This window comes from Mycobacterium sp. pV006, assembly GCF_041287115.1.
Classification (GTDB): domain Bacteria; phylum Actinomycetota; class Actinomycetes; order Mycobacteriales; family Mycobacteriaceae; genus Mycobacterium.
Genome location: NZ_JBGGKT010000005.1, coordinates 43,575 through 68,658 on the forward strand (window position 1 = coordinate 43,575; position 25,084 = coordinate 68,658).

Genomic DNA, 25,084 nt, shown 5'->3' on the forward strand with positions numbered 1-25,084 from the left:
GCTACAGGTAGGTGACGCCAAGAACCGTCAGCGACAACAGCACCGGAGACACCGGCAGCAGCCACCAGAACGCGGTCCACACTTGCCAATTCGGGCCGCGCCGTTGCCGCGCGGCGCGGCCGGCCAGGCCCGCACCGACCCCGATCAGCAGCGACAGTGCAGCGACCACCAGCACCCAGCGGGACACGTCGGCGGTTTCGATGGCCACGGAGATACCGGCCAGCCAAAGGATGTGGCCGACCAGCAACCCGCCGAGACCGGCGACCCAGACGGCTCTCAACTAGAAGTTGATCATGTGGCCGACCAGGCCGTGGAAGCACTCTTGGAGCGCTTCGGACAGGGTCGGGTGGGTGTGCACGTTGCGGGCCAGCTCGTTGGCGGTCAGGTCCCATTTCTGGGCCAGCGTCAGCTCGGGCAGCAACTCGGAGACGTCGGGGCCGATCAGGTGTCCGCCGATCAGCTCGCCGTACTTCGCGTCGGCGATCAGCTTGACGAACCCGGTGGGCTCGGCCAATCCGTGCGCCTTGCCGTTGGCCGTGAACGGGAACTTGGCGACCTTGACGTCGTAGCCCTCTTCCTTGGCCTGTTCCTCGGTCAGACCGAAGCTGGCGACCTGCGGCTGGCAGAACGTGGCGCGCGGCATCATCCGGTAGTCACCGAGAGCCAGGGTCTCGGCGCCGGCGATGGTCTCGGCGGCCACCACACCCATGGCCTCGGCGACGTGGGCGAGCTGCAGCTTGCCGGTGACGTCGCCGATGGCGTAGATGTGCGGCACGTTGGTGCGCATGTAGTCGTCGACGCCGATGGCCTTGCGGTCGGTCAGCTCCACGCCGGCCGCCTCCAGGCCGAAGCCCTCGACGTTGGGTGCGAAGCCGATGGCCTGCAACACCTTGTCGGCCTTGAGTTCGTCGTTCTTGCCGTCCTTGGACACGGTGACGGTGACCGAGTTGCCGTCGTCCTGGATCTTCTCGACCTTGGTGCCGGTCAGGATCTTCACGCCGAGTTTCTTGTACTGCTTCTCGATCTCCTTGGAGACCTCGGCGTCCTCGTTGGGCAGGGCCCGCGGCAGGAACTCGACGATGGTGACCTCGACGCCGTAGTTCTTCATGATGTAGGCGAACTCCATGCCGATGGCTCCGGCGCCGGCGATGATGATCGACCCGGGCAGCTCCCGCGACATGATCTGGTTCTCGTAGGTGACGACGTTCTCCGACAGCGAGGTGCCCGGCACCAGTCGCGTGCTGGCCCCGGTCGCGATGATCGCGTGGTCGAACTCCACCTTTTCGGTGTCGCCCTCGTTGAGGTCCACCTCGATGCTGTTGGGACCGGTGAACTTGCCGTAGCCGTGGATCTCGGTGATCTTGTTCTTCTTCATCAGGAAGTGCACGCCGGCCACGCGGCCGTCGGCGACCTTGCGGCTGCGGTCGAACGCGGCGCCGTAATCGAAGCTGGCCTCACCGGTGATGCCGAACGTCTTGGCCTGTTTGGTGAAGATGTGGGCCAGTTCGGCGTTGCGCAGCAACGCCTTGGACGGGATACACCCGACGTTCAGACACACGCCGCCCCAGTACTTGGGTTCGACGATGGCGGTGTTCAGCCCGAGTTGCGCGGCGCGGATGGCTGCGACGTATCCGCCGGGGCCGGCTCCGAGGACGACGACGTCATAGTGAGTCACGTCCTCAACCCTAATGGTCCCGGCAAGGCCAACGCAGTCCCCGCCAGCGCGTCGATCAGCGCAGGATCGTGGCTGACCAGCACGACCACCGCTCCGTCGGCGGCAAAGTTCCTGAGCAGGGACACCACCGACGCGGTGGCGATGGGATCGAGCATCGCCGTGGGTTCGTCGCAGAGCACGAACCGCGCCTGCTGGGTGAGGACCCGCGCCAGGCAGGCTCGCTGCAGCTGACCGTCGCTCACCTGTCCGGGGTAGCGGTCGAGCAGTTCGGGTTCCAGACCGACCCGCACGGCGGTGTCGACGACCGAGGTGCTCGCGCCGCGGACGACGGCGGGCTCGGCGATGATCTGCGCGAGGGTCCACCGCGGGTTGCACACCAGCCGGGGGTGCTGCGCGAGCAGCGCGACCGATCCGGGCGGCGGGACCGGCGCCCCGTCGTAGGAGAGCGTCCCGGCGTCGGGCGTCTGCAGACCGGCCAGCACGCGCAGCAGGGTGGTCTTGCCGCTGCCCGAGACGCCGGTGACGCCGGTGACCTCGCCGGCCGGAGCGGTCAGGTCGACGCCGTCGAGCACGGTGCGCCCGCCGAGGGTGACGACGACGCCGGCGGCGCGGATACCGGTCATACCGGCACCGTGGCCAGCAGCGCCCGCACGTACGGATCGTCACTGGCCAGCGCGACGGGGAGCGGGTCCTGGGACACCACGGTGCCGCGTGTCATCACGGCGACGTCGTCGCAGGCTTCGGCGCGCAGCAGCGACGGCATGTCGTGGGTGATGACCAGCACGGCGGAGCCGTGGGCGGCCGCGTCGCCGAGCAGCCGCCACACCAGCGCGGCGTTGTCGGGGTCGAGCGCCGAGGTCGGCTCGTCGGCGATCAGCAGCCCGGGCCGCCCGGCGACCGCGGCCGCGATCGCGACCCGCTGCGCCATCCCGCCGGACAACTCGTGCGGGTACTTCTGCAGCGTCGAAGCCGGCAGGGCGACCGAGGCGCACAACTTTTCCGGGGTGCGGTCGGTGCCCAGGCGTGTGCAGACCTCGGCGAGTTGCGAGCCCACGTTGCGCACCGGGGTCAGCGATGTCGCCGCCGATTGCGGGACCAGCCCGACGTGGCGGCCGCGCAGCGTCCGCCAGCTGCGTTCGTCGCCGTGTCGCACCTCGCGGTTGCCGATGTGCACGTTTCCGCGGACGCGTGACCCCGGGGGCATCAGACCCGACAGTGCTGCGGCGACAAGCGATTTGCCGCAACCGGATTCGCCGATCAGAGCCGTGACCCGGCCAGCCGGGACGGCGAGGTTCACGTCGTCGAGGACGGTCACCGCGGCTGCTCGGCGCCCGCGCCGGAGTTCGATGTCCACGCACAGGCCGGTCAACCGGGCCGCCGTCGTCTGGTCTTCACGCGTACAGACCGTCGTCACCACACAGCTCCCATCGGTGGTCGGTGCCGGTTGCGCATCGAGGCGCCCGCCATCGCGAAGGTCAACGCGGTGACGATCAGAGCGGTCGCGGGCACGGCGAGGGTCCACCAGGCGCCGGTGAGCACGTCACCGCGGGCCTCGCTGAGCAGGGTGCCGAGACTGGCCCGGTCCGGGGACAACCCGACCCCGAGGAACGACAGCGTCGACTCGTGCCACACCGCGTGCGGCAGCAGCACGACCATCGCGACCAGCGCCTGCGCGGTGACCGCGGGCAGCAGGTGGCGACGGGCCACGAACCAGCGGGACGCGCCGGCCAGCCGTGAGGTCTCCACCCACCCTGCCTCGGCGACGGCGAGCAGTTCGGCACGCACCACGCGAGCCACCGCCGGCCAGTGCGTCAGCGCGATGGAGGCGATGATCGCCAGCGGCGCGCCCCGCCACATCGCGGCGATCACGATGCCGACCACCAGATGCGGCAGCGCGTTGACCCCGTCGACCAGGCGCATCACGACCACGTCCAGCCAGCCCCCCACCAGTGCCGCCAGCACGCCGATCAGCACACCGAGCAGCGTCGCGGCGACCGCGCACACCGCGGCGATCAGCAGCGACATCTGCAACCCTTCGGCGGTGCGCACCAGCAGGTCGTAGCCCGAATGATCGGTTCCGGCAATGTGTTCGGCGCTGGGCGGCCGCAACGCCGCGGAGAAGTCGGCGACCTGGGCGCCGGCGATCAGCGGGATCCCGATCGCGGTCGCAGCGATAACGGCCAGGACGATCCACGGCCAGCTGAGGTGCGGCCGGATGCGGTGCAGCGTGGGGATGCTCATGCGGCCATCCGGATGCGTGGGTCGATGGCCACCGCGGCGGCGTCGGACAGCGCCGACCCGGCCAGGACGGCGGCAGCGGCCGCGACGGTCAGCGCGGCCAACAGCGGAAAGTCCAGTGCGGCGGCGGAATCCACCAGTACCGCGGCCATGCCCGGCCAACCGAACACGGTCTCCACGATCGCCGCGCCCGCGATCAGTTCGGGCAGCCGAGTACCCAGCAGCGCCAAGGTGGGCAATACCGAGACCGGGGCGATGTGCCCGCGCAGCAGGGCCCAACCGTGCACGCCGCGGGAGCGGGCGCCGCGGACCGCGTCAGATTCGACACCGGCCACCACGGCCGCGCGGGTGGTCAGCAGCAGCCACGGGATCATCGACACCGTCAGTGCGATCCACGGCAGAATGCCGTGGCGCAGTACGCCTTCGGCGGTGTAGGCGGCTCCGGGAGCTGCGGCTCCGGAGGCGGGCAGCCACCGCAGACCCACCGCGACGACGACCACCAGCGCCAGCGACACCACGAACGGCGGGACCGCGGCGAAGGCCACCGACAGTCCGGTGACCATCCGGTCGAACACGCCGCCGCGCCGCATCCCGGCCAGACATCCGAGCACGATGGCCAGCAGCGTCGCCGAGAGCAGCGCCGCGCCGGAGAGCCCGAGGGTGAACGGCAGACGTTCGGCCAGCACCGTGGTCACCGGCTGCGACTGCGTCGACGACCAGCCCAGGTCACCGCGGGTGAGCCCGCCCAGCCACTGCCACCATGCGCTGTACCAGGACTGGTCGGTGGCGTAGGCCTCGCGCATGGCGTCGCGTTGCGACTGGGTGGCGAATTGGTAGTTGTTGCCCAGGTAGGCGGCCAGCGGGTCGAACGGGGACAGCGATGCGACGGCGAAGATGGCCGCCGAGATCGCCACGGTCATCGGAACGGCGATCGCGGTCCGCACGGCCAGCAGCCGTGCCGCGGCGCGCAGAGGGCGCGCGGGACGCACCGCCGAGGGGTCCTCGACGTAGACGGTGGGCGGCGGGGTCAGCGTGTCCATCGGGCGATGTCCCACCACGGGCCCCAGGACACCCCGTGCGAGTGCGGTTCCATGATCGGCGCCGTCTGGTTCCAGCCGCGGTCGCGGTAGGTGTAGGCGTGGTCGAGGAACACCAGGAACACGTGTGACGGTTCGGCGGCGTAGGTGCGCTGGATGTCGCGGTACAGCGCGTCCTTCTCCGGGCCGGACGCCGACCGGGCCGCCCGTTCGAGCAGACCGTCGAGCCCTTCGGCGGTGAAGTTGCCCGGATTGGAGTAGATCGACGAGTTCGGCACGCGGGTGTGCAGGGTGTCGTAGACCTGGGCGTCGATGCTGTAGGGCGTCGAGCCGCCGCCGAGCAGCACCGCCGAATCACCGAAGCGGGTGTCGATTTCGTCCCAGCTGGTGCCGCGCGGCGCCACGTCGATCCCGAGCGGTTTCATCGCGGCGGCGAACGCGACGGCCAGGTCGCGGCGCAGGGTGTCCTGCGCGTTGTACAGCAGGTCGAAAGACGCTCGGGCGCCGTCTTTCTCACGGACCTCTCCGGGGCCCACCCGCCAGCCGGCCTCGTCGAGAACGGTTTTGGCGCGGTCGAGGTCGAAGGTGTACTGGGCCTCGGGATTGTAGGCATCGCCGTAGGCCTGCGCCACCGGCGTGCTGGCGGGGCGCCCGTAACCGACGAGCACGTCGCGCACCATCGCGTCACGGTCCACGCCGAGGTTCATGGCGAGCCGGGCGCGCGCGTCGGAGGTGAACGGGTTACCGGCGGGCAACGCGACCCCGCGCCAGTCGGCGGACTGCACACCCACGGATTCGATGTCCTCGCCGTCGAGCGATTCGATCAGCCGCGGCGGCAGCGTGGTGCCGTCGACCGTCCCGGCGACCATGCTCTGCGCGCGTGCGTTGTCGTCGGGTGTGTTGGTGTAAACGAGGCGTTGCACCTGCGCCGGGTCACCCCAGTAGTCGTCGCGCGCCACCAGCACCACCTGGTCGGGTCGCAGCGTGTCCAGGCGGTAGGGCCCGGTGCCCACCGGGGCGGTGTTGACCGCCCAGTCGCCGGCCGGTGCGTCCTCGATCTTCTCCGACGGCAGGATGCCCAGCAGCAGGTACGGCCGCGGATCTGCGGCGGTGTCGAGTTCGACGGTGACCGCGTCGGGACCGTCGGCGGTCAGCGCCACGATCGGCGCCACCGAGGTCGAGATCTCCGAGGCGACCTTCGGATCGGCGACCGCGGCATAGGTGGCGACCACGTCACCGGAGTCGAACGTGCTGCCGTCGGAGAACACCACGTCGGCGCGCAGGGGGATGCGCCATCGGTTGGGGCCGATCGACTCGGGCGCGTCGGTGGCGAGTGCCGGAGCCAGTTCGGGGACGGTGGTGTCGGTGGTCGCGCGCGGCCGGTACAGCCCCTCGTAGATCGGCGAGACGCCGGACTCGGAGTACCCGTTGACCGGGTTGTAGCCGCCGAGTTCGTAGCTTTCGGCGAGCACGATCTGGTCGGAAGTCTGCTCGTCGGACTGTCCGGCACACGCCGCGACCAGCGCAGCACTCAGAACGCAGGCCAGCGCCGCGCGACGGTTCATGTGTCTATCTGAACATATGAATGAGCCCTGTGCGCAGGCGGATAGAAACTTTCAGCGGCTGACCCAGCCGAACACGTACCCACCGTAGAGCAGCGCGGCTCCCGCGACCGCGGCCATCGGCGCGGACATCAACGCGATCGCCAGCGCTGCGACCACCGGCCGCTCCTGCACCAGCGCGGTGAGCAGGCTGCCGACGGTGGCCGCGACCAGGAAGACGAGCACGACGAACACCGGCATGGTCTTGTCGTGCGAGTGGAACCACCAGTAGTAGAGACCGGCGCCTGCGGCCGCCGCCACCAGCCACACCGCGCACAGCACGAGGACGAACCGCCACCGGCCGAGGTACTGGGTGACCCCGGGCACGACGACCGGTTGGGCCGGATGCGGCGGAATCTCGGTGGGCCGGTCGTGCACCGCGGCGGCGGTGAAGGCACCGGTGAACTCCGGTGTGAACGTCTGGGTGTTCTCGCCGCTGTCGGGCTGGGAGTCAGGCACCGGTGGCCACCTGGATCGCGGTCAGCGCGCCGAGCAGACCCGGACCGATGGCGAGCACCATCGCACCGACGGCGGTGACCCAGCGGCGACGGGACGCGAGGATCGTGACGAGCCCGACGAGCCCGGGGACTCCGACCACCAGCGCGATGACGACGTCGGGGCGGATCGACGCGCTGATCTCCACCGCAGCCACGATGGCCGCGATCATGCCGATCGCCACTCCGACGATCATCACCCCGGCCAGCGCCGAGGCTCTCGGCAGCGGAATCACGCTTCCGACGATAACGCCGCCACCGCCTCCGACCAGTGCGGCGCGCCGCCGGTTGTCCCCGTTGCGCGACGGGTGCGCAGAATGGGGGACGTGGCAGACACTGACGACCCGTACCTGTGGCTCGAAGACGTCACCGGGGATGAGGCGCTGGCCTGGGTGCGCGCGCACAACGAGCCGACCATCGCCCAACTCGGTGGCGAGCGCTTCGAACAGATGCGCACCGAGGCGCTGGAGGTGCTCGACACCGACACCCGCATCCCGTACGTACGACGCCGCGGTGACCACCTCTACAACTTCTGGCGCGACGCCCGCCACCAGAAGGGGGTGTGGCGGCGCACCACCCTGGAGAGCTACCTGCAGGAGCAGCCGGAATGGGACGTCATCATCGACGTCGACGAGCTGGCGTCCGCCGATGGGGTCAGCTGGGTGTGGGCCGGGGCGCAGGTGATCGAACCGGACTTCTCCCGCGCTCTGATCAGCCTCTCGCCGGGTGGTTCGGATGCCGCGGTGGTGCGGGAGTTCGACATGGCGTCCCGGCAGTTCGTCGACGGCGGGTTCGAGCTTCCCGAAGCCAAGTCGCAGGTGAGCTGGGTCGACCACGACACGCTGCTGATCGGCACCGACCTCGGCGACGGCACGCTCACGGAGTCGGGCTACCCGCGGGAGGTGCGGCGCTGGCGGCGCGGGCAGCCGCTGCAGGACGCGGAGGTGGTGTTCAGCGGCACACACGAGGACGTCATCGTCGCGGCGTCGGTGGACCGCACCGAGGGTTTCGAACGCACCCTGATCTCACGCGCCCTGGACTTCTTCAACGACGAGATCTACGAGCTGCGCGCCGGTGAGCTGATCCGCATCGACGCTCCCACCGATTCCAGCGTCTCGGTCCATCGGGAGTGGCTGCTGATCGAGCTGCGCACCGACTGGCAGTACGGCCGACAGTCCTACCGCGCCGGTTCCCTGCTCGCGGCGCCGTACGAGGAGTTCCTCGCCGGCACGGCCACCCTGACAACGGTGTTCGAGCCCGACGCGCACACCTGCCTGCACCATTACGCGTGGACGCGCGACCGCCTGGTGGTCGTGACGCTGGCCGACGTGGCCAGCCGGGTCGAGGTCTACACCCCCGGTTCGTGGGACGCCGAGCCGGTGCGCGGACTCCCGGAGAACACCAACACCGTCATCGCCGCCGCCGACGAGGACGGCGACGAGATCTTCCTGGACTCCTCGGGTTTCGACACACCGTCGCGGCTGCTGCACGGCGCCGCCGGTGGCGAGCTGCAGGAGATCAAGCGGGCGCCGTCGTTCTTCGACGCCGCCGACCTGGAGGTGACGCAGCATTTCGCGACCTCCGAGGACGGCACCTCGGTTCCGTATTTCGTTGTGGGGCATCGTCATCGACAAGGCCCGGGCCCCACGCTCCTGGGTGGGTACGGCGGATTCGAGGTGGCGCGTACGCCGTCCTACGACGGGGTACTGGGTCGGCTGTGGTTGTCCCGCGGCGGCACATACGTATTGGCCAACATCCGCGGCGGCGGCGAGTACGGGCCGACGTGGCACACGCAGGCGATGCGGGAGGGCCGCCACTTGGTGGCCGAGGACTTCGCCGCGGTGGCCAAGGATCTGGTGGACCGCGGGATCACGACCGTCGAGCAGCTGGGCGCCCAGGGCGGCAGCAACGGCGGCCTGCTGATGGGCATCATGCTCACGCAGTACCCGGAGTTGTTCGGCGCGTTGGTCTGCAGCGTGCCACTGCTGGACATGCGCCGGTTCCATCTGCTGTTGGCCGGTGCGTCCTGGGTCGCGGAGTACGGCAACCCCGACGACCCCGCCGACTGGGAGTTCATCTCGAAATACTCGCCCTACCAGAACATTTCGTCCGAGCGTCGGTATCCGCCGGTGTTGATCACCACGTCGACCCGCGACGACCGGGTACATCCGGGCCACGCCCGCAAGATGACGGCCGCACTGGAGGCCGCAGGACATCCGGTGCGCTATTACGAGAACATCGAAGGCGGACACGCCGGCGCGGCCGACAATCCGCAGACGGCGTTCCGCGCGGCACTCATCTACGAGTTCCTGCACCGCACCCTCGACGGGAGTTGACATGTCCACCACCATCCGAGCCCTGGCCGCCGTCGCATGTGCGGCCACGCTGCTGGTGACAGGGTGCGCCCGCGAGATCTCCGGGACCCCGGTACTGGCTGCGGGACAGACCCCCGGGCAGGCGTGGGTGTCCGACGCCGACTGCACCACCGTCGAGGCGCCGTTGGCCGAGGTCCCCGCGATGAGCCCGCGCGAACCGCGGCTGCGCATCCCGATCCCGTCGGGCTGGAAGCGCAACTCCATGATGGACAGCCAGGTGATCCGCTTCGCGATCGTCGCGGAGAATCTGATCGCCAACGGCTTCGCACCCAACGCCGTCGTCACCCTCGAACGGGCGCGCGGGGTGGCCGACGCCGCCGAGGTGTTCGAACAGAACCGCGCCAACCTGGTGCGCATGATGAACGCCACCAACCTCCGCACCGAGGACAACACGACCTGCGGGTTCCCCTCGGAGACCACCACGTATACGGCGCCGCCGATGGGGCCCGCGCCGCAGCGGCCGATCATCATGCACGCCGTCGTCGCCCAACGCGGCAACGCCACCTACCTGGCGACGGTGACCATCCAGACCTCCGACGGAGACAACCCGACGTATCAGCGCGACGCCGAGCAGATCGTCGACGGATTCCAGATGCTGATGCCCTGACATGAACCAGATATCGAACGTGCTGTTGATCGCCGGTGCCGTGGCGTTGCTGGCGGCCGCGATCGTGCCGGGGCGGGCGACCGAAGGCCTGTCCGCCGGGCAGGTGAAGCGCCGGATCTACTGGACCGGCAGCGTGATCGGCGCGGCGCTGCTGTTCGCGGGCGGGCTCCCCGATCTGCAGAGCGCGGTCGCGTTCCTCGCGGCGGCGACGATCCTGATGACCGGGTGGGCCTACTTCCGCACGCCGCACATCAAGCTCGGTGGCCGGGTGTACTCCGCGCACCCGGCGCACCGGGAGCCCCGGTAGGCGCTCGTCAGCGCGCCTGGGCCTGCACCTTCCGGCGACGCAGGCGGGTGAACACGAACCGTGCGACGAGCACACCGATGATGGCGAACACGATGTACTGGAAGATCGCCGAATACGGCTCGACGTAGTGCCAGTTGACGCCGAGGGCGTAGCCGAGCCCGACGAAGACGCTGTTCCAGATGAGGCTGCCGAACGTGGTGAGCACGGTGAAGACGGCGAAGTTCATGCGCTCCGTGCCCGCCGGGACGGAGATGAAGCTGCGGAAGAACGGCAGCATCCGGCCGAAGAACACGCCTTTGGTGCCGTGCCGGGCGAACCAGTCCGCAGCCTTGTCGATGTCCTCGGTGTCGATCAGCGGGACCTTCGTGACCAGGCGGCGCATGCGGTCATGACCGAGTCGCGCGCCGAGCCAGTAGATGAACCACGCGCCGAGCACCGATCCGAGCGTGGTCCACAGGATCGCGCCGGTGACCGAGAAGACACCGAGCTGCGCGGCGAACCCCGCCATCGGCAGGATCACCTCGCTGGGCAGGGGCGGGAACACGTTCTCCAGGAAGATCGCCAGACCGGCTCCCGGGCCGCCGAGACGTTCCATGAGGTCCACGGTCCAGCCGGCGAGGCCGTCGAGTTCGGTGATGGTGTCCGTCGACAACGAGCAGCCTTTCGTCGGGGATCTCGGGCCAGCCTAGCCAAGGTGGTCCGGGTACCCCGTCGCGCGGCGATCACTCCCAGAACGTCACCGGGAGGTTCTGGGGACCGCTCAACCCGGTCAGTGGCTTCCACGGCCCGTCCCCGTCGAGGCGCAGGTGCGGCATCCGCTCAGCGATGACGGCCAGCCCCTCGGCGATCTCGAGGCGGGCCAGATGCGACCCGAGGCAGAAGTGCATGCCGCCGCCGAAGGTGACCATCGCCGAGGCGTTGGATCGCCGGATGTCGAGCCGGTCGGGATCGGTGAACACAGCCTCGTCCCTGTTGGCCGAAGCGAGGTTCGCCATCACCAGTTGCCCCGCCGGAATCTCGGTCCCCGCCAGATCGACATCCTCCACCGCGGTGCGCAACATCGCCACCGCCACCGGCGAGTGCCTGGTCACCTCGTGGGCGGCGTTGTAGGCCAGCTCCGGATGCCGGCGCAGCAACTCCCACTGGTCGGGGTTCCGGCACAGGACCTGCACGGCCGCGGCGAACTGGTTTCGGGTGGTGTCGGTCCCGGCGATCAGCAGGCCGGCGACCAGCATCCGCAGCTCCGCGAGGTTCAGACGGTCGCCGTCGTCACCGGCGCGGATCAGGTCGGAGAGCAGGTCGTCGGTGAGCGTCCGGCGGCGGCAGGCGACCATGTCGTCGATGTAGTCGTCGAGTTCCTGCCACGCCTGCAGGATGTCCTGCTGATGGTCCCCGACGCGCCACGAGAACACCTGGAAGATGTCGTCGGTCCACTCCGAGAACAAGCTCCAGTCCTCGGGCGGTGCACCGAGCAGGGCGCAGATCACCGGGATCGGGTACCTGCGCGCGATGTCGTCGACCAGATCGCAGCGTCCGTGGGGTAGCTGCTGATCGATCAGGTCGGTCATCACCGCGACCACGGTGTCGCGGAGCCGCTCGGTGGCTCGCGGGGTGAACGCACCGGCGATCAATCGCCGCAGCCGGTGATGCTTCTCGCCGTCGAGGCTGATCAGGTTGCCGGCCACCCGATCCCAGAGCGGCCCCGACGTGATGCCTTGCGATGCGAGAAACATTCCCTGCGGCACCCGGAATCGCGGGTCCCGCAACACCGTCCGGACGAGGTCGTAGGTCAGCACCTCCGGCCCGTGTACACCCGCCGCGATCGGTGCGCGGCCGCGCGCCTGCGCCAGCATCCGGTGGAGGACGTCGGGATCTGTCACGTCGTCGTAGTCCAGCTTCGGAGGGCCGCCGTCGTTTCCCGGGGCGATCACGCGCGAATACGTCTCCACGGTCATGAAAATCACCTCGTGTCGAGTCTGACGGCGTCCGGCTGAGGTCCCCTAAGTACCGCTCTACTGCATTGCGCGCGACTCTCGATCTGCGCCGCGGTGGCTCTTAAACTGTGTGGGTGCGCTTGACGTGGCCGATGGTCGGCCGCTCAGGGGAAACGCGCCGAATACAAGACGCGCTTCTCGATCCCCACTGCGCCGGTCTGGTCGTCAGCGGCGCCGTCGGCGTCGGAAAGAGCCGACTCGTCCGGGAGACGCTCGCCGAGCTCGCCATTGCGGGTTGGCAAACCCGTTGGGCGACAGCGACCTCGGCCGCCCGCACCCTTCCGCTGGGAGCGCTGACTCGCTGGGTGCGGACCACCTCCGACGACGGGCGTGAACTGATCCGAAGCGTCACCGAAGCACTCACCACCACACCCGACGGCGGTCCGGTCGTGGTCTGCATCGACGACGCCCCGTTGCTCGACGACCTGTCGACCATCGTGGTGCAGCAGATCATCGCGCGAGGGTCGGCAAAGGTGTTGCTGACCGTCCGCAAAGGCGACCCCGTTCCGCCGGCAACTCAGGAGTTGTGGCGGGGCGCGGAATTCGAGTGGTTGCACCTGCAACCGCTCGACGAGGTGAACACGCGAGAACTGCTGACCCGCACCCTTCGCGGTCCATTGGATCCCACAGCAGCGCAGCGCCTTTGGGACCTGACCCGAGGTAATCCCCTGTACCTGCGCAACATCGTCGACCAGGAGGTGGCCGATGCGAGACTGCTCAGCCATGACGGGATCTGGGTCTGGCGCGGCGATCCCGTCCTGCCACCCAACCTGGTCGAGCTGGTCGAATCCCGGCTCGGGACCCTGTCCGGCCCGGTCTGCGACGTCGTCGACGCGTTGGCGGTGGGCGAGCCTGTCGAGCTGCGGGCCCTGATGCGCATCACCGGAGCCGACGCCGTCGAGGAGGCCGACCGTCGCGGGTTGATCACTTACAGCAGGATGTTCGAAGAGGTGGAGGTGTCCCTGGCACATCCGCTCTACGGCGAGGCGCGCAGGCAGAGCGCTCCCCGGGCCAGCCTGCGACGCCTGCGCGGGATGGTCGTCGCCGAACTCGCCGCATCCGAACGCCGCAACGAGTTGCAGACGGTGGTTCGACGCGCCGAGTTGAGCCTCGACGCCGACATCGCACCTGATGCCGACCTGTTGCTCGAAGCGGCCACGGCAGCCGCGGGAATGCTGGATCTCAGGCTGGCAGAACGTCTTTCCGGAGCAGCCATCGCTGCGGGAGGCGGCACCGAGGCGCGTCTCGTCCGCGCTTTCGTGCTGTCCTGGTCGGGAAACGGAGAGGAGGCCGAGTCGCTCTTGGCCGAGATCGAGATGTGTACGCTCTCGGAATCCGATCGGGCCCGACTGATACTCCTGCGTGCAGTGAACAGACTGTTCACGCTGGCCGATCCCGAGGCCGCGAAAGCAGTCATCGACCAAACCCCTCCCACCTCGCGGCCAGTCCGCAGAAGTATCGCGGTGTTCCAGGGCCTCTACTGGGCATTGACGGGCAGACCCGACGCGGTGCTCGAGCACGCCGGGGCATTGTCCTTCGACGAGACCTCGGACCACCTGCAGGGTCGGCTGACTGCGTTGGCCCTCACCGTCGCCCATGGCGAGGCCGGTCGCACGGCTGCGGCCATCGCGGCGGCGGAGCACGGTTATCTGATTCCGGTGCGCGGATTCATCGTCATCGCCGACGCCCATATCGATGCGATGCTGCTGGCCGGCCGGGTGACCGACGCACTGACGGTGGCCGCCACCATGCGGCGAAGGGCGTTGGCTTCGCGCGAGGGGCCGTTCGGCCATGCGGCCGAGGCGGTTTCGGGGCACGCCGAACTCGGCGCCGGTCACCTCGATGCGGCGTGCACCCTGCTGCGCTCCGCCGTGGATCGCGTCACCGTGTGGAGCGCGGCCACGGGCTTTCCCTACCGCTACCGCATCCTGTTGATGACCGCCCTGGCGATGCGCGGACTGACCGGCGACGCCGACCGGATCCGCACGACGCTGCGTAGCAGCTGGCACCCGAGTTGGCGCCACCTCGACTACGCCGGCGCCATCGGAGAATCCTGGGTGCTGGGCGCCCAGGGCGCGGTACGAGAAGCGATCCACACGGTCCACGTCGCGGCCGAAGAAGCCAGAGCGAAAGGCCAATACGCCGCCGAGGTGCTCTGCCTCCAGACGGCGACACACTTCGGTGACGCATCGAACGTCGAGCGGCTGCGTGAACTCGACGACCTCGTCGAAGGACCGCGGGCCGGTTTGGCCGCCCGTTTCGCGGCCGCTCTGCGGGCAGCCGATGGCGACGAATTGGACCGGGTGTCACACGAATTCGAATCGGTCGGCGATCTGATCGGAGCCGTCGACTCCGCGGCACATGCCGCGGCCAGCCACCGCCACAGGAGTCTGCGCGGATCCGCACTCCACTGCTCGGCCCGCGCCGAGGAGTTGGCCGAACGATGTGGCGGAGCGTTCACCCCGGCGCTTCGCCAGGCCGTCGACCGGCTGCCCCTGACCGACCGCGAGCGTGAGATCGCGATGCTGGTCGGTGAATCGCTGTCGAATCGGGACATCGCAACCAAGCTGACAGTCTCGGCGCGCACCGTGGAAAGCCACATCTACAAGGCCATGGCGAAGACCGGCGCAACGAGCCGAGCGGAACTGGCCGCGCTCGTGGCTATCCACCCCTCGCACCGCAGTTAAGTAGCTCACCGCATCATCGCCCGGTGTCCCCGAAAGTCAGTATCGCGCTACTGACGCACCCGTCAGAGGAGTAGCTGACGATGTAGCCGAGTACGGGGAAAGGAACGGTCATGACCGTAGTCGGATACGTCGGCTCCCATGCCTCCCACGGATGGGCGGTGACGACGGCACGAGTGTCGACCCTGGTGCACTGGAGGACTCACGAAGTCGAGGACGGCGGGGTCCGGGTCCCGCACCTCTATCCGAGGCACTATGCCTTCATGGAGAACGCACTGCTGTCCCGGGAGATGGACCACTTGTAGGGGCGTAGCGGCTCCGTCGCGTCAGACCACTGAGCACGGCGCCGAGTGCGCCCAGAACCACGAGCACCAGGCCGACGAGCAGGGTGACGGTGAGCCAATGGTGCAGGCTGTCGACGGCGTGGTCGACCATCACCTCGGCCACGGTGCGGATGTTGCCGGTGGTGCGGTTCAGCGCCGTCTCGACGTACCGGTCGGCGATCTCGATGCCCGCCCAGCCGGCCGCACCCACCAGGAGCGCCGAAACACCCAGCGCCGTCAGCGCTTTCCCGCGTCGACGGGCCGCCATCAGCGTCAACAGGGCCAGCAGTCCGGTCACCACCGCCGCCCCGACACTGATCCACGGACCCCACGTCGCCAGCCACCGCAGCTTGCCCGGCTGCAGTTCGGGCGAGTCGACGGTGATGGGCACGGTCAGGGATTCGGGGACCTGTAGGTCCAGGTTGCCCAGGGTGGCGTCGAACGACGGATCGGCGAGCATGGGCGCGACGTCGATCAGCCACTGGTCGGTAGAGTTTCCGCTGGGCACCGCGCCGGTGAACATCCACCGGTGCGCGATCCGATTGGCCTGCCCGAACTGCCCGGGGAAGCCGTCGTTGTGGGTGTACGAGTCGGCCACGTGAGCCACCAGCACCGGGTTGAGCGTGTAGCCGCTGTCGGCGGCCAACGCGACCGTCTGGGTGGTCAGCTCACCGGCCATCGCCTGCTGCAGGCGTGGATCCTCGGCGGCCGACGACGCCAGCGCGGCGTAGCCGTCTTCGTCGACGATCGTGGCCTGTGCCCACAGGGCAGGCACCGCCGCAGCCAACGCCACGGTCGTGAGCAGCCACAACAGCAGCGCTGCGAGGAAACGCATCGAGGTGCGGGCGCCTACTTGGCCATCCGGCGGGGCCGGATCAGCGCGAGCTTGGTCATCACCGTGTTCATCATCTTCAACGCGCGGTCGGAGTTGTTGTAGTAGTTGCCGCCGGCGCCGATGTTGGTGCGGGGGCTGACCACGGTCTCGATTCGGCAGTACTTGCGCAGGCCCTCGGGGCCGCCGAAACGCGCGCCGATGCCCGAGGTCTTCCAGCCGCCCATCGGCGCCGTGGTGCACATCAAGTTCGAGATGACGTCGTTGACGTTGACGCCGCCGCAATCCAGTTGCAGCGCAACCTTTTGCGCACGATCGACGTCCTTGGAGAACACCGCCGCCGACAACCCGTACGGGCTGTCGTTGGCCAGCCGGATGGCCTCCTCCACCGAGGACACCTTCATGATCGGCAGGGTCGGCCCGAACGTCTCCTCGGTCATACACGACATCGAATGGTCCACGTCGACGAGCACGGTGGGCTCGTAGAAGCTGCCCGAGCCGGTGCCGCGCTTGCCGCCGGTCAGGACGCGCGCACCCTTGGCCAGGGCGTCGGCGACGTGCCGTTCGGCGACGTCGACCTGGGAGTCGTCGATCATCGAACCGAAGTGGTTCCCCTCTCCGCTGCCCATCCGCAGGTTCTTGACGTCACGCACCACCGCGTCGACGAACTGGTCGTAGACCTGCTCGAGCACGTACACCCGCTCGACCGACACGCAGGTCTGGCCGGCGTTGAACATCGCCCCCCACACCGCGGCGTGCGCGGCGAGGTCGATGTCGGCGTCCTCGAGCACGATCATCGGGTCCTTGCCGCCGAGTTCCAGGCTCACGGGGGTGAGCCGGCGCGCAGCGCGTTCCATGACCTTGGCGCCGGTGGCGCTCGAACCGGTGAACTGGATGAAGTCGGAGTTGTCGATGACGGCTTCGGAGACCGCCCGGGCGCCCTGGGCCAGCGCCAGTACGTCGGGTGCGCCGGAGTCGAGCCAGCCGCGCAGCAGCAGCTCGGCGGTCAGCGGGGTGCGCTCCGACGGTTTGAGCAGCACCGCGCAGCCGGCGGCCAGCGCGCCGATGGCGTCCATCAGCGCGTTGGCGACGGGGTAGTTCCACGGCGCGATGATGCCGACGACCGGGCGGGGCCGGTAATGCACCGTGATCTTCTTGATCGACATCATCGGCAGCGCCGCCGGCCGGGGTTGCGGCGCCAGCGCCTTCTCCATGGTGCGGATGTAGTACGACGTGATCATCAGGATCAGCGGCACTTCCTGCGCGGCGTCGACCGCGGACTTGCCGGTCTCGGCCATCAGCAGCTCTTCGATCTCGCTGCGGTGCTCGCCGAGCCACACGGCGTACCGGGCCAGCACCTTGGCGCGGCCCTTCGCGCCGCGGGCTTCCCACTCGCGTTGCGCCGTGCGCAGCCCGGCGGCCAGGTGCGGCACGTCTGCGGGATCGGTCCACTGGACCTCGCCGGCGACGGCGCCGGTCGCAGGGTTTCTGATGGTGCCGGTACCGGTGAACGGGTCGGGCGTCTGCACGTCGGTCGTCGCGGTCATCCCTCCATGCTAACGACCGCTGTGACGTGCGTCTCCCCGGTGTTGACGCGCGTCAAGATCAGGGCGCGATGCCTCTCAGGTAGGCGGCCTGGCCGAGGTGCTGGGCGGCGTCGTCGATGATGCTGACCAACCGGGCGCCGGCGGTCACCGGCGGGTTCCAGTTCCGGTCGACGATGCGGGCGAGTTCGTCGGGCGACACCGAGGCCACGTACTGGAGTGACTCCCGGTGCACGGCGCGGTAGTAGCCGGCCAGCAGGTCCGCCGGCGCCCGCACCTTGGCGACCTCCTCGGCGGTGTGGCCGTAGCCGTGCGCGTCGCGCGGCAGATCGAGCGCGAAACGGTCCACCCATCCCTCGCGGAACCACACCTGCTCGGTGCCGGCGATGTCGCAGAGTTGGGCGTCCTGGATGCGCGCGCTGTGCCACACCAGCCACGCGATCGTGTTGGCCTCCGGTGTGGGTCGGTACAGGGCGACCTCGCCGGTCAACCCGTCGGTGACCTCCTCGACATGCTCGATCAGGCGGGTGAAGAAGTCGCGCAGAAGTTCGCGGGCCGCGTCGGCGTCGGACATCACTTCACGCTACGCCGCTTCATCCATTGGGCGGCCCGCCGCTTCATCCATCAGGCGGCCCGCCGTATCTATTGGGCGGTCCGCCGCCTCATCTATTGGGCGGCTCGCCGCCGTGGAACACCGCTTCGACGTTGTTCCCATCCGGATCCCGCACGAACGCGCCGTAATAGTTCTCGTGGTACTCCGGCCACAGCCGGGGTTCATGCAGCGGTTGCGCTCCCAGCGACAGCGCCGTCCGGTAGAACGCCTGCACCGACTCGGCGTCTTTCGCCACGAACGCCACGTGCACCTCGCGGTTGGGCCCTGCGGCATCGCCGGCGGCCGCGTCGGCGATCCAGAACTCCGGGTGCTCGTCGGCGCCGTACCCGATGGCCACCCCGAAGTCCATCAACCGGCGGTAGCCCAGCACCCCGAGCACCTTGTCGTAGAACGTCGTGGACCGTTCCCAGTCGGCGCAGTTGATTCCGAGGTGGTCGATCATGGGCTGAACGTACATTCGGGGTATGACTTTCGACCTGCTTATCCGCAACGGCACCGTCGTCGACGGCCTGGGCAACGAACCGTTCGTCGGCGATGTCGCCGTCCGTGATGGCGTCATCGTCCAGACCGGGACCGTGACCGGTGACGCCGACCGCGTCATCGACGCGACGGGACTTCTGGTCACCCCCGGCTTCGTGGATCTGCACACCCACTACGACGGTCAGGCGATCTGGTCCGATCGACTGACACCGTCCTCCGCCCACGGTGTCACGACCGCGGTGATGGGCAACTGCGGTGTCGGCTTCGCGCCGTGCCGCCCCGAGGACCACGACGTGCTCGTCGATGTGATGGCCGGGGTCGAGGACATCCCCGGCGTGGTGATGGTCGACGGGTTGCCGTGGCACTGGGAGACGTTCCCCGAATTCCTCGACGCCCTGGACGCGCGGAAACGGGACATCGACGTGGCGGCCCTGCTGCCGCACTCGCCGCTGCGGGTGTATGTGATGGGGCAGCGAGGGGTGGACCGCGAACCGGCGACCGCCGAGGACCTCGCCTTGATGGGCAAGCTCGCCGAAGAGGCGGTGCAGGCCGGGGCGCTGGGTTTCGCGTCGTCACGGTTCACGTTGCACAAGACCGAGAGTGGCCATCCGATACCCAGTTACGACGCCGACCGCGCCGAGATCGAGGCGATCGCGCGTGGTGTCGAGGCCGGTGGCGGTGGGCTGATCCAGTTCGTTCCCGACCTCGTCGCCGGGGACTACGAACCGGTCCTGCGGACGGTGTTCGACGTCGCCGCCGACGTCGGCTTGCCGGTCACCTTCACGCTGGCGATCGGCAACGCCGGCGAGCCGTTCTTCCTCGACGCGCTGACCATGGTCGAGAAGGCCAATCAGAACGCCGGAGCTGACGGGCCGCTGGTGACCGCCCAGATCTTCCCGCGTCCCATCGGCCTGGTGCTGGGCCTGGAGCTGTCGGGCAATCCGTTCGTGTTGTACCCGAGCTACCGCGAGATCGCCGCTCTGCCGCTGGCCGAGAAGGTCGCCTTGATGCGCAAACCTGAAGTGCGCGAAAGGATCCTCAACGACACGTCCGCCTCCGACGGTCACCCCCTGATGTTCGCCGCCCAGGCGTGGGACTACATGTTCCCCCTCGAGGATCCGCCGAATTACGAACCGTCCCCGGCGGATTCGATCCGCGCCCGCGCCCGCGCCCGCGGTGTCAGTCCGCTTGAAGAGGCCTACGACCGCCTGCTCGACGACGACGGCCACGCGATGCTGCTGGTCACGCTGGCCAACTTCCGCGACGGCAGCCTGGACACCGTGGCCGAACTGATCCGCCGCGACGATGTTGTGCTCGGTCTCGGCGACGGCGGTGCCCACTACGGGATGATCTGCGACGCAAGCTTTCCCACCTACATGCTGACCCACTGGGTCCGCGACCGGGCCGGCGACAAGCTGACGGTGCCCGAAGCGGTGCGGGAGCTGACCTCGGTGCCGGCGCGCGTCGCCGGCCTGCACGACCGCGGCCGCATCGCGGTCGGTTACAAGGCAGACATCAACGTCATCGACCCCGACGCGATCCGCCTGCACCGCCCCGTCGTCGCCCATGACCTGCCCGCGGGCGGCCGGCGTCTGGACCAGCGCGCCGACGGCTACGTCGCCACCGTCGTCTCCGGTGCGGTGATCGCCGAGAACGGCGCACCCACCGACGCCCGCCCGGGCCGGTTGGTCCGGGGGCGTCAGCCCGCTCCGGCCAGCTAGCGACGGGACCGGCGCAGCGCCGGATGCTGACTCGCGATCAACGGCAGCACCAACCGGCGCGGCAGCAGTTCCATCAGCCGCGCCGAGATCTCGTGTTGCAGGCCGGGAATGACCGCGCCGCGGCCCTGGTCCAGCCCGTCGATGCCGGACTTGGCCACGGTGCGTGACGGCATCCACAGGAACTTCGGGAACGCCGCGGCGAATGTCTGCTCGTCCATCCCGGCGGTCTGCAGGAACTCGGTGCGCACCGGACCGGGATGCAGCGCGGTCACGGTCACCCCGGTGCCTGCCAGCTCGCCGCGCAGACCGTCGGTGTAGGTCCGCACGAACGCCTTGGTGGCCGCATAACCCGATTGGCCGGGGAACGGCTGGAAGCCGGCAGTGGACCCGACGTTGAGGATCGCCCCGCGTCCGCGCGGCACCATCTGGTGCACAGCGCGCGTGGTCAGGTCGATCACGGCTTCGACGTTGACCCGCACCTGGGCGATCTCGGCTTCCGGCGTGGACTCGACCACCGGCCCGATGGTGCCGATCCCGGCGTTGTTGACCAGCACGTCGACGGTCAACCCCCGGCGCGCGAGCTCGTCGAACAGGTTCGCCCGCGCGTCGGAGTCGCCGACGTCGCAGGTGAGCACCTCGACGCGCACCGAACCGGACAGTTCGTCGGCCAGCGCGCGGAGGCGGTCCTCGCGCCGCGCCACCAACGTCACCCCGTGGCCACGCGACGCCAGTTCCCGGGCCAGGTCGGCGCCGATCCCGGCGGACGCGCCGGTGACGACGGCGGTGGTGGACGCAGACGGTGTCGGCAGAGGCATGCTTTCGAACGTAGCGTCGTAGGCTCGGTCCATGAGCGTCAAGGTGGACATCGACCGGTTGGCCGACACCCTGGGCGACTTCACCTTCGCCTACCTGGTCACCGTCGGCGACGACTTTCGCGCCCACACCGTCGCCGTCGATCCGGTGCTGGTCGACGGTGTCCTGCAGATCGCCTCGGTCGGCAACAGCACCCGTCGCAATGCCGCCGCTCATCCCGACGTCACCCTGGTGTGGCCGCCACGACAGCCCGGCGGGTACACGTTGATCGTCGACGGGCACGCCACCACCGACGAGCAGGGCCTGCACGTCGGACCGACCGGTGCTGTCCTGCACCGCAAACCGGGTCCGGATTCGCCGCCGTCGGCGACCGGTTGTGGGGACGACTGCGTGCCGCTGCGCAGCTGAGCTTTCACTCACGGCGCGCACAAACCTGGTCTGGGCGGGCCGCGGATGCGCTGATAGACCGTTGTGACCGTCCTGAACGCACCCGCGGCCGAACCGCAGCGCGCCACCCCGCAAGCCCGTACCGCGCTGTGGGCCAGCCTGGTGGGCACCACGATCGAGTGGTACGACTTCTTCCTCTACGCCACTGCCGCCAGCCTCGTGTTCAACCAGGCGTTCTTCCCCGATCAGAGCACCTTCGTCGGCACGATGCTCTCGTTCGCAACGTTTGCCGTCGGGTTCGTCGTCCGGCCCATCGGTGGGTTCGTGTTCGGCCACGTGGGCGACCGGATCGGCCGGAAGAAGACGCTGGCGCTGACGATGCTGCTGATGGGCGGCGCCACCGCGTTGATGGGGGTGCTGCCCACTGCCGCGCAGATCGGGGTGGCCGCCCCGATCCTGTTGCTGCTCTTGCGGATTGTGCAGGGGTTCGCGCTGGGCGGCGAGTGGGCCGGCGCGGTCCTGTTGGCCGTCGAGCACGGGCCGACGCGCCGACGAGGACTGTTCGGCAGTGTGCCGCAGGTCGGGTTGGCACTCGGGCTCGCGCTGGGCACCGGGGTGTTCGCGCTGCTGCAGATCGCGCTGCCGGATGACGCGTTCCTGACCTACGGTTGGCGCATCGCGTTCCTGTTCAGCATCGTGCTGGTGATCTTCGGCGTGGTGGTGCGGTTGAAGGCCAGCGAGACACCGGCTTTCGAGAAGGTTCGCGACAGCGGCGAGCGCGCTGCGGTACCGGTACGCGAGGTGTTCCGCCCGCCGGTCCTGCGCTCGACGGTGTTGGGCATGTTGTCACGGTGGGGTGAAGGTGCGGCGTTCAACACCTGGGGCGTCTTCGCGATCTCCTACGCCACAGGCACTCTCGGGCTCGGCAAGGTACCGGTGCTGATCGGGGTGACTGCGGCCGCGCTGTTGATGGCGGCGCTACTGCCGGTGTCGGGTCTGCTCAGCGATCGCTACGGACCCAAGCGCATCTACACGATCGGTATCGCCGCCTACGCGGTGGCGGTGTTCCCGGTCTTCGCGTTGCTCGGCACCGGCGACTTCGCGCTCTACGCGATCGGGATGCTGTTGGTGTTCGGCGTCATTCACGCGCTGTTCTACGGGGCCCAGGGCACGCTGTACGCGTCGCTGTTCCCGGCGCGGATCCGCTACACCGGGCTGTCGACGGTGTATCAGCTCTCGGGGGTGTACTCCTCCGGGTTGACGCCGCTGATCCTCACGGCGCTGATCGGTGTTGCCGACGGTTCGCCGTGGATCGCGTGCACGTACCTGGTCGTCACGGCGATGATCAGCATCGTCGCCACGCGGGCGTTGAAACCCGCGCCGCTGCACACACTCTGAGGTCGCCGACTGCACGCTTTCTGACGGATTTCCGCGGATTCTCGTCAGAAAGCGTGCGCTCGGCGCCTGAGACACGAAAAAGCCCCGGCTCGCCAAGCGAGCCGGGGCCTTTCTCGTACAGGGACCTAGAAGTCCATACCGCCCATGCCACCGGTCGGGTCGCCCGCAGGTGCGGCGGCCTTCTCCGGCTTGTCGGCGACGACGGCCTCGGTGGTGAGGAACAGCGCCGCGATCGAAGCTGCGTTCTGCAGCGCCGAGCGGGTCACCTTCACCGGGTCGGCGACGCCGGCCTTGAGCAGGTCCTCGTACTCGCCGGTCGCGGCGTTGAGGCCGACGCCCTTCTCCGAGTTGCGGACCTTCTCGGCCACCACGCCGGGCTCCAGCCCACCGTTGAAGGCGATCTGCTTCAGCGGGGCCTCGAGCGCGACGCGCACGATGTTGGCACCGGTGGCCTCGTCGCCCTCGAGCTTGAGGTCCTCCAGCGCCGGAGCCGACTGCAGCAGAGCCACGCCACCACCGGCGACGATGCCCTCCTCGACGGCAGCCTTCGCGTTGCGGACGGCGTCCTCGATGCGGTGCTTGCGCTCCTTGAGCTCCACCTCGGTGGCAGCGCCGGCCTTGATCACCGCAACACCGCCGGCCAGCTTGGCCAGGCGCTCCTGCAGCTTCTCGCGGTCGTAGTCGGAGTCGCTGTTCTCGATTTCGGCGCGGATCTGAGCCACCCGGCCGGCGATGGCGTCGGAGTCACCGGCGCCCTCGACGATGGTGGTCTCGTCCTTGGTCACGACGACCTTGCGGGCCTGGCCCAGCAGGGAGATGTCGGCGGTCTCGAGCGACAGGCCGACCTCTTCGCTGACGACCTGGCCACCGGTGAGGATCGCCATGTCCTGCAGCATCGCCTTGCGGCGGTCACCGAAGCCCGGGGCCTTGACGGCGACGGACTTGAAGGTGCCGCGGATCTTGTTGACCACCAGGGTCGACAGGGCCTCGCCCTCGACGTCCTCGGCGATGATCAGCAGCGGCTTGCCGGCCTGGATGACCTTCTCCAGCAGCGGGAGCAGATCCTTGACGGTCGACACCTTGGAGCTGACCAGCAGGATGTAGGGATCCTCGAGGACCGCTTCCTGACGCTCGGCGTCGGTCACGAAGTAACCCGAGATGTAGCCCTTGTCGAAGCGCATACCCTCGGTGAGTTCGAGCTGCAGGCCGAAGGTGTTGGACTCCTCGACGGTGATGACACCCTCGTTGCCGACCTTGTCCATGGCCTCGGCGATGAGCTCGCCGATCTGGGTATCACCGGCGGAGATCGCGGCGGTGGCGGCGATCTGCTCCTTGGTCTCGACCTCCTTGGCCGAGTTGAGGAGGCTGCTCGTGACGGCCTCCACGGCCTTCTCGATGCCGCGCTTCAGACCGAGCGGGTTGGCGCCGGCAGCGACGTTGCGCAGACCTTCGCGAACCAGGGCCTGGGCCAGAACGGTGGCGGTGGTGGTGCCGTCGCCCGCGACGTCGTCGGTCTTCTTGGCGACTTCCTTGACCAGCTCGGCGCCGATCTTCTCGTACGGGTCCTCCAGCTCGATCTCCTTGGCGATGGACACACCATCGTTGGTGATCGTGGGGGCGCCCCACTTCTTCTCGAGGACGACGTTGCGGCCCTTGGGGCCCAACGTCACCTTTACCGCGTCGGCGAGGCTGTTGAGGCCCCGCTCGAGGCCGCGACGGGCCTCTTCGTCGTACGCAATTGTCTTGGCCATTGCGAAGTGTTCCTCCGGATTGGGGATGCACGTCTTGCTGGTCGGGCGCAGTGCCCGCGACGGACGGCTCCGGTGTGCTCCGCTGACGCGGCCCGTTGCCTCACCGTCCCGACCTAGCACTCACCGGTCGCGAGTGCCAACTGCATTCTTAGCACTCGACCAGGGCGAGTGCAAGGTCGGAAGGAGTTCCGCTGTCGGCGAACACGGCGG

Annotated in this window: 25 protein-coding genes; 8 read left to right on the plus strand and 17 right to left on the minus strand. The window is 68.9% G+C overall.

Going from position 1 to position 25,084, the window contains the following annotated elements; all coding sequences use genetic code 11:
* Position 1: 1 nt before the first annotated feature.
* The 9 genes from ACAG25_RS09675 to ACAG25_RS09715 form a co-directional block, all read right to left on the minus strand.
* Positions 2 to 280: a hypothetical protein gene (locus ACAG25_RS09675; RefSeq protein WP_370488152.1), complete on the minus strand. Its 279-nt coding sequence runs from the start codon at positions 278 to 280 to the stop codon at positions 2 to 4.
* The gene (gene lpdA, locus ACAG25_RS09680) at positions 281 to 1,675 is read right to left on the minus strand and encodes a dihydrolipoyl dehydrogenase (RefSeq protein WP_370488153.1); all 1,395 of its coding nucleotides are present in this window, start codon (positions 1,673 to 1,675) and stop codon (positions 281 to 283) included.
* Complete coding sequence (locus ACAG25_RS09685; protein WP_370488154.1) at positions 1,672 to 2,298, minus strand: ABC transporter ATP-binding protein; 627 nt, start codon at positions 2,296 to 2,298, stop codon at positions 1,672 to 1,674. Before ACAG25_RS09685 ends, lpdA begins: the two co-directional genes overlap by 4 nt.
* The gene (locus ACAG25_RS09690; RefSeq protein ID WP_370488155.1) at positions 2,295 to 3,089 is read right to left on the minus strand and encodes an ATP-binding cassette domain-containing protein; all 795 of its coding nucleotides are present in this window, start codon (positions 3,087 to 3,089) and stop codon (positions 2,295 to 2,297) included. Before ACAG25_RS09690 ends, ACAG25_RS09685 begins: the two co-directional genes overlap by 4 nt.
* Positions 3,086 to 3,916 carry an ABC transporter permease gene (locus ACAG25_RS09695; protein WP_370488156.1) on the minus strand — a complete coding sequence of 277 codons (831 nt, stop codon included), beginning with the start codon at positions 3,914 to 3,916 and terminating at the stop codon, positions 3,086 to 3,088. The genes ACAG25_RS09690 and ACAG25_RS09695 overlap by 4 nt, the downstream gene beginning before the upstream one ends.
* On the minus strand, positions 3,913 to 4,833 hold the full coding sequence (locus ACAG25_RS09700) for an ABC transporter permease (protein WP_370488397.1): 921 nt from the start codon (positions 4,831 to 4,833) through the stop codon (positions 3,913 to 3,915). Before ACAG25_RS09700 ends, ACAG25_RS09695 begins: the two co-directional genes overlap by 4 nt.
* A gap of 107 nt (positions 4,834 to 4,940) precedes the next feature.
* A complete protein-coding gene (locus ACAG25_RS09705; protein ID WP_370488157.1) occupies positions 4,941 to 6,515 on the minus strand; it encodes an ABC transporter substrate-binding protein in 1,575 nt (524 codons plus the stop codon).
* 51 nt (positions 6,516 to 6,566) lie between these two features.
* Positions 6,567 to 7,010: a hypothetical protein gene (locus tag ACAG25_RS09710; RefSeq protein ID WP_370488158.1), complete on the minus strand. Its 444-nt coding sequence runs from the start codon at positions 7,008 to 7,010 to the stop codon at positions 6,567 to 6,569.
* Entirely contained in the window at positions 7,003 to 7,281 is a 279-nt protein-coding gene (locus tag ACAG25_RS09715) for a putative holin (RefSeq protein WP_370488159.1), read from the minus strand. Before ACAG25_RS09715 ends, ACAG25_RS09710 begins: the two co-directional genes overlap by 8 nt.
* A gap of 81 nt (positions 7,282 to 7,362) precedes the next feature.
* Between ACAG25_RS09715 and ACAG25_RS09720 the strand changes: the two genes are divergently transcribed.
* Genes ACAG25_RS09720 through ACAG25_RS09730 form a run of 3 tightly spaced genes read left to right on the plus strand, consistent with a single transcriptional unit; the run spans position 7,363 to position 10,334 of the window.
* A complete protein-coding gene (locus tag ACAG25_RS09720) occupies positions 7,363 to 9,381 on the plus strand; it encodes a prolyl oligopeptidase family protein (RefSeq protein WP_370488160.1) in 2,019 nt (672 codons plus the stop codon).
* A gap of 1 nt (position 9,382) precedes the next feature.
* Positions 9,383 to 10,027, plus strand: coding sequence for an LpqN/LpqT family lipoprotein (locus ACAG25_RS09725; protein WP_370488161.1), 645 nt, complete (start codon positions 9,383 to 9,385; stop codon positions 10,025 to 10,027).
* A gap of 1 nt (position 10,028) precedes the next feature.
* Positions 10,029 to 10,334, plus strand: coding sequence for a hypothetical protein (locus ACAG25_RS09730; RefSeq protein ID WP_370488162.1), 306 nt, complete (start codon positions 10,029 to 10,031; stop codon positions 10,332 to 10,334).
* Positions 10,335 to 10,341: 7 nt separating this feature from the next.
* On the opposite strand, the gene ACAG25_RS09735 is transcribed toward ACAG25_RS09730, so the two are convergent.
* Together ACAG25_RS09735 and ACAG25_RS09740 are read right to left on the minus strand one after the other, a co-directional pair.
* The gene (locus ACAG25_RS09735) at positions 10,342 to 10,929 is read right to left on the minus strand and encodes a DedA family protein (RefSeq protein ID WP_370488398.1); all 588 of its coding nucleotides are present in this window, start codon (positions 10,927 to 10,929) and stop codon (positions 10,342 to 10,344) included.
* 127 nt (positions 10,930 to 11,056) lie between these two features.
* Positions 11,057 to 12,289, minus strand: a complete 1,233-nt coding sequence (locus ACAG25_RS09740; RefSeq protein ID WP_370488163.1) for a cytochrome P450 — start codon at positions 12,287 to 12,289, stop codon at positions 11,057 to 11,059.
* A 113-nt stretch (positions 12,290 to 12,402) separates the two neighbouring features.
* On the opposite strand from ACAG25_RS09740, the gene ACAG25_RS09745 reads away from it, so the two are divergent.
* Both ACAG25_RS09745 and ACAG25_RS09750 read left to right on the plus strand, forming a co-directional pair.
* Positions 12,403 to 15,015: a LuxR C-terminal-related transcriptional regulator gene (locus ACAG25_RS09745; protein ID WP_370488164.1), complete on the plus strand. Its 2,613-nt coding sequence runs from the start codon at positions 12,403 to 12,405 to the stop codon at positions 15,013 to 15,015.
* 110 nt (positions 15,016 to 15,125) lie between these two features.
* Entirely contained in the window at positions 15,126 to 15,317 is a 192-nt protein-coding gene (locus tag ACAG25_RS09750) for a hypothetical protein (protein ID WP_370488165.1), read from the plus strand.
* Here ACAG25_RS09750 and ACAG25_RS09755 read toward each other — a convergent pair.
* From ACAG25_RS09755 to ACAG25_RS09770, 4 genes are all read right to left on the minus strand, one after another.
* A complete protein-coding gene (locus tag ACAG25_RS09755; RefSeq protein ID WP_370488166.1) occupies positions 15,274 to 16,170 on the minus strand; it encodes a hypothetical protein in 897 nt (298 codons plus the stop codon). The genes ACAG25_RS09750 and ACAG25_RS09755 overlap by 44 nt on opposite strands.
* Positions 16,171 to 16,184: 14 nt before the next feature.
* On the minus strand, positions 16,185 to 17,714 hold the full coding sequence (locus ACAG25_RS09760) for an aldehyde dehydrogenase family protein (RefSeq protein ID WP_370488167.1): 1,530 nt from the start codon (positions 17,712 to 17,714) through the stop codon (positions 16,185 to 16,187).
* 58 nt (positions 17,715 to 17,772) lie between these two features.
* Positions 17,773 to 18,285, minus strand: a complete 513-nt coding sequence (locus ACAG25_RS09765) for a mycothiol transferase (RefSeq protein ID WP_370488168.1) — start codon at positions 18,283 to 18,285, stop codon at positions 17,773 to 17,775.
* 88 nt (positions 18,286 to 18,373) lie between these two features.
* Positions 18,374 to 18,766, minus strand: coding sequence for a VOC family protein (locus ACAG25_RS09770; protein WP_370488169.1), 393 nt, complete (start codon positions 18,764 to 18,766; stop codon positions 18,374 to 18,376).
* A 22-nt stretch (positions 18,767 to 18,788) separates the two neighbouring features.
* Between ACAG25_RS09770 and ACAG25_RS09775 the strand changes: the two genes are divergently transcribed.
* Complete coding sequence (locus tag ACAG25_RS09775; RefSeq protein WP_370488170.1) at positions 18,789 to 20,525, plus strand: amidohydrolase family protein; 1,737 nt, start codon at positions 18,789 to 18,791, stop codon at positions 20,523 to 20,525.
* Here the strand turns inward: ACAG25_RS09775 and ACAG25_RS09780 are convergent.
* Complete coding sequence (locus ACAG25_RS09780) at positions 20,522 to 21,340, minus strand: SDR family NAD(P)-dependent oxidoreductase (protein ID WP_370488171.1); 819 nt, start codon at positions 21,338 to 21,340, stop codon at positions 20,522 to 20,524. The genes ACAG25_RS09775 and ACAG25_RS09780 overlap by 4 nt on opposite strands.
* Positions 21,341 to 21,371: 31 nt before the next feature.
* Between ACAG25_RS09780 and ACAG25_RS09785 the strand changes: the two genes are divergently transcribed.
* Entirely contained in the window at positions 21,372 to 21,746 is a 375-nt protein-coding gene (locus ACAG25_RS09785; protein ID WP_370488172.1) for a pyridoxamine 5'-phosphate oxidase family protein, read from the plus strand.
* Positions 21,747 to 21,809: 63 nt separating this feature from the next.
* Complete coding sequence (locus ACAG25_RS09790; protein WP_370488173.1) at positions 21,810 to 23,123, plus strand: MFS transporter; 1,314 nt, start codon at positions 21,810 to 21,812, stop codon at positions 23,121 to 23,123.
* A gap of 125 nt (positions 23,124 to 23,248) precedes the next feature.
* Here the strand turns inward: ACAG25_RS09790 and groL are convergent, their stop codons facing one another.
* Positions 23,249 to 24,874 carry a chaperonin GroEL gene (gene groL / locus ACAG25_RS09795; protein ID WP_370488174.1) on the minus strand — a complete coding sequence of 542 codons (1,626 nt, stop codon included), beginning with the start codon at positions 24,872 to 24,874 and terminating at the stop codon, positions 23,249 to 23,251.
* Between the last annotated feature and the right edge of the window lie 210 nt (positions 24,875 to 25,084).

Coding starts and splice junctions, on each gene's coding strand:
- ACAG25_RS09720 (WP_370488160.1), top strand. CDS start 7,363: ATGGGGGACGTGGCAGACACTGACGACCCGTACCTGTGGCTCGAAGAC.
- ACAG25_RS09700 (WP_370488397.1), bottom strand. CDS start 4,833: ATGACCGTGGCGATCTCGGCGGCCATCTTCGCCGTCGCATCGCTGTCC.
- ACAG25_RS09770 (WP_370488169.1), bottom strand. CDS start 18,766: ATGATCGACCACCTCGGAATCAACTGCGCCGACTGGGAACGGTCCACG.
- ACAG25_RS09780 (WP_370488171.1), bottom strand. CDS start 21,340: ATGCCTCTGCCGACACCGTCTGCGTCCACCACCGCCGTCGTCACCGGC.
- ACAG25_RS09705 (WP_370488157.1), bottom strand. CDS start 6,515: ATGAACCGTCGCGCGGCGCTGGCCTGCGTTCTGAGTGCTGCGCTGGTC.
- ACAG25_RS09730 (WP_370488162.1), top strand. CDS start 10,029: ATGAACCAGATATCGAACGTGCTGTTGATCGCCGGTGCCGTGGCGTTG.
- ACAG25_RS09735 (WP_370488398.1), bottom strand. CDS start 10,929: ATGGAACGTCTCGGCGGCCCGGGAGCCGGTCTGGCGATCTTCCTGGAG.
- ACAG25_RS09695 (WP_370488156.1), bottom strand. CDS start 3,916: ATGAGCATCCCCACGCTGCACCGCATCCGGCCGCACCTCAGCTGGCCG.
- ACAG25_RS09740 (WP_370488163.1), bottom strand. CDS start 12,289: ATGACCGTGGAGACGTATTCGCGCGTGATCGCCCCGGGAAACGACGGC.
- groL (WP_370488174.1), bottom strand. CDS start 24,874: ATGGCCAAGACAATTGCGTACGACGAAGAGGCCCGTCGCGGCCTCGAG.
- ACAG25_RS09725 (WP_370488161.1), top strand. CDS start 9,383: ATGTCCACCACCATCCGAGCCCTGGCCGCCGTCGCATGTGCGGCCACG.
- ACAG25_RS09775 (WP_370488170.1), top strand. CDS start 18,789: ATGACTTTCGACCTGCTTATCCGCAACGGCACCGTCGTCGACGGCCTG.
- ACAG25_RS09750 (WP_370488165.1), top strand. CDS start 15,126: ATGACCGTAGTCGGATACGTCGGCTCCCATGCCTCCCACGGATGGGCG.
- ACAG25_RS09760 (WP_370488167.1), bottom strand. CDS start 17,714: ATGACCGCGACGACCGACGTGCAGACGCCCGACCCGTTCACCGGTACC.
- ACAG25_RS09755 (WP_370488166.1), bottom strand. CDS start 16,170: ATGCGTTTCCTCGCAGCGCTGCTGTTGTGGCTGCTCACGACCGTGGCG.
- ACAG25_RS09765 (WP_370488168.1), bottom strand. CDS start 18,285: ATGTCCGACGCCGACGCGGCCCGCGAACTTCTGCGCGACTTCTTCACC.
- ACAG25_RS09785 (WP_370488172.1), top strand. CDS start 21,372: ATGAGCGTCAAGGTGGACATCGACCGGTTGGCCGACACCCTGGGCGAC.
- ACAG25_RS09685 (WP_370488154.1), bottom strand. CDS start 2,298: ATGACCGGTATCCGCGCCGCCGGCGTCGTCGTCACCCTCGGCGGGCGC.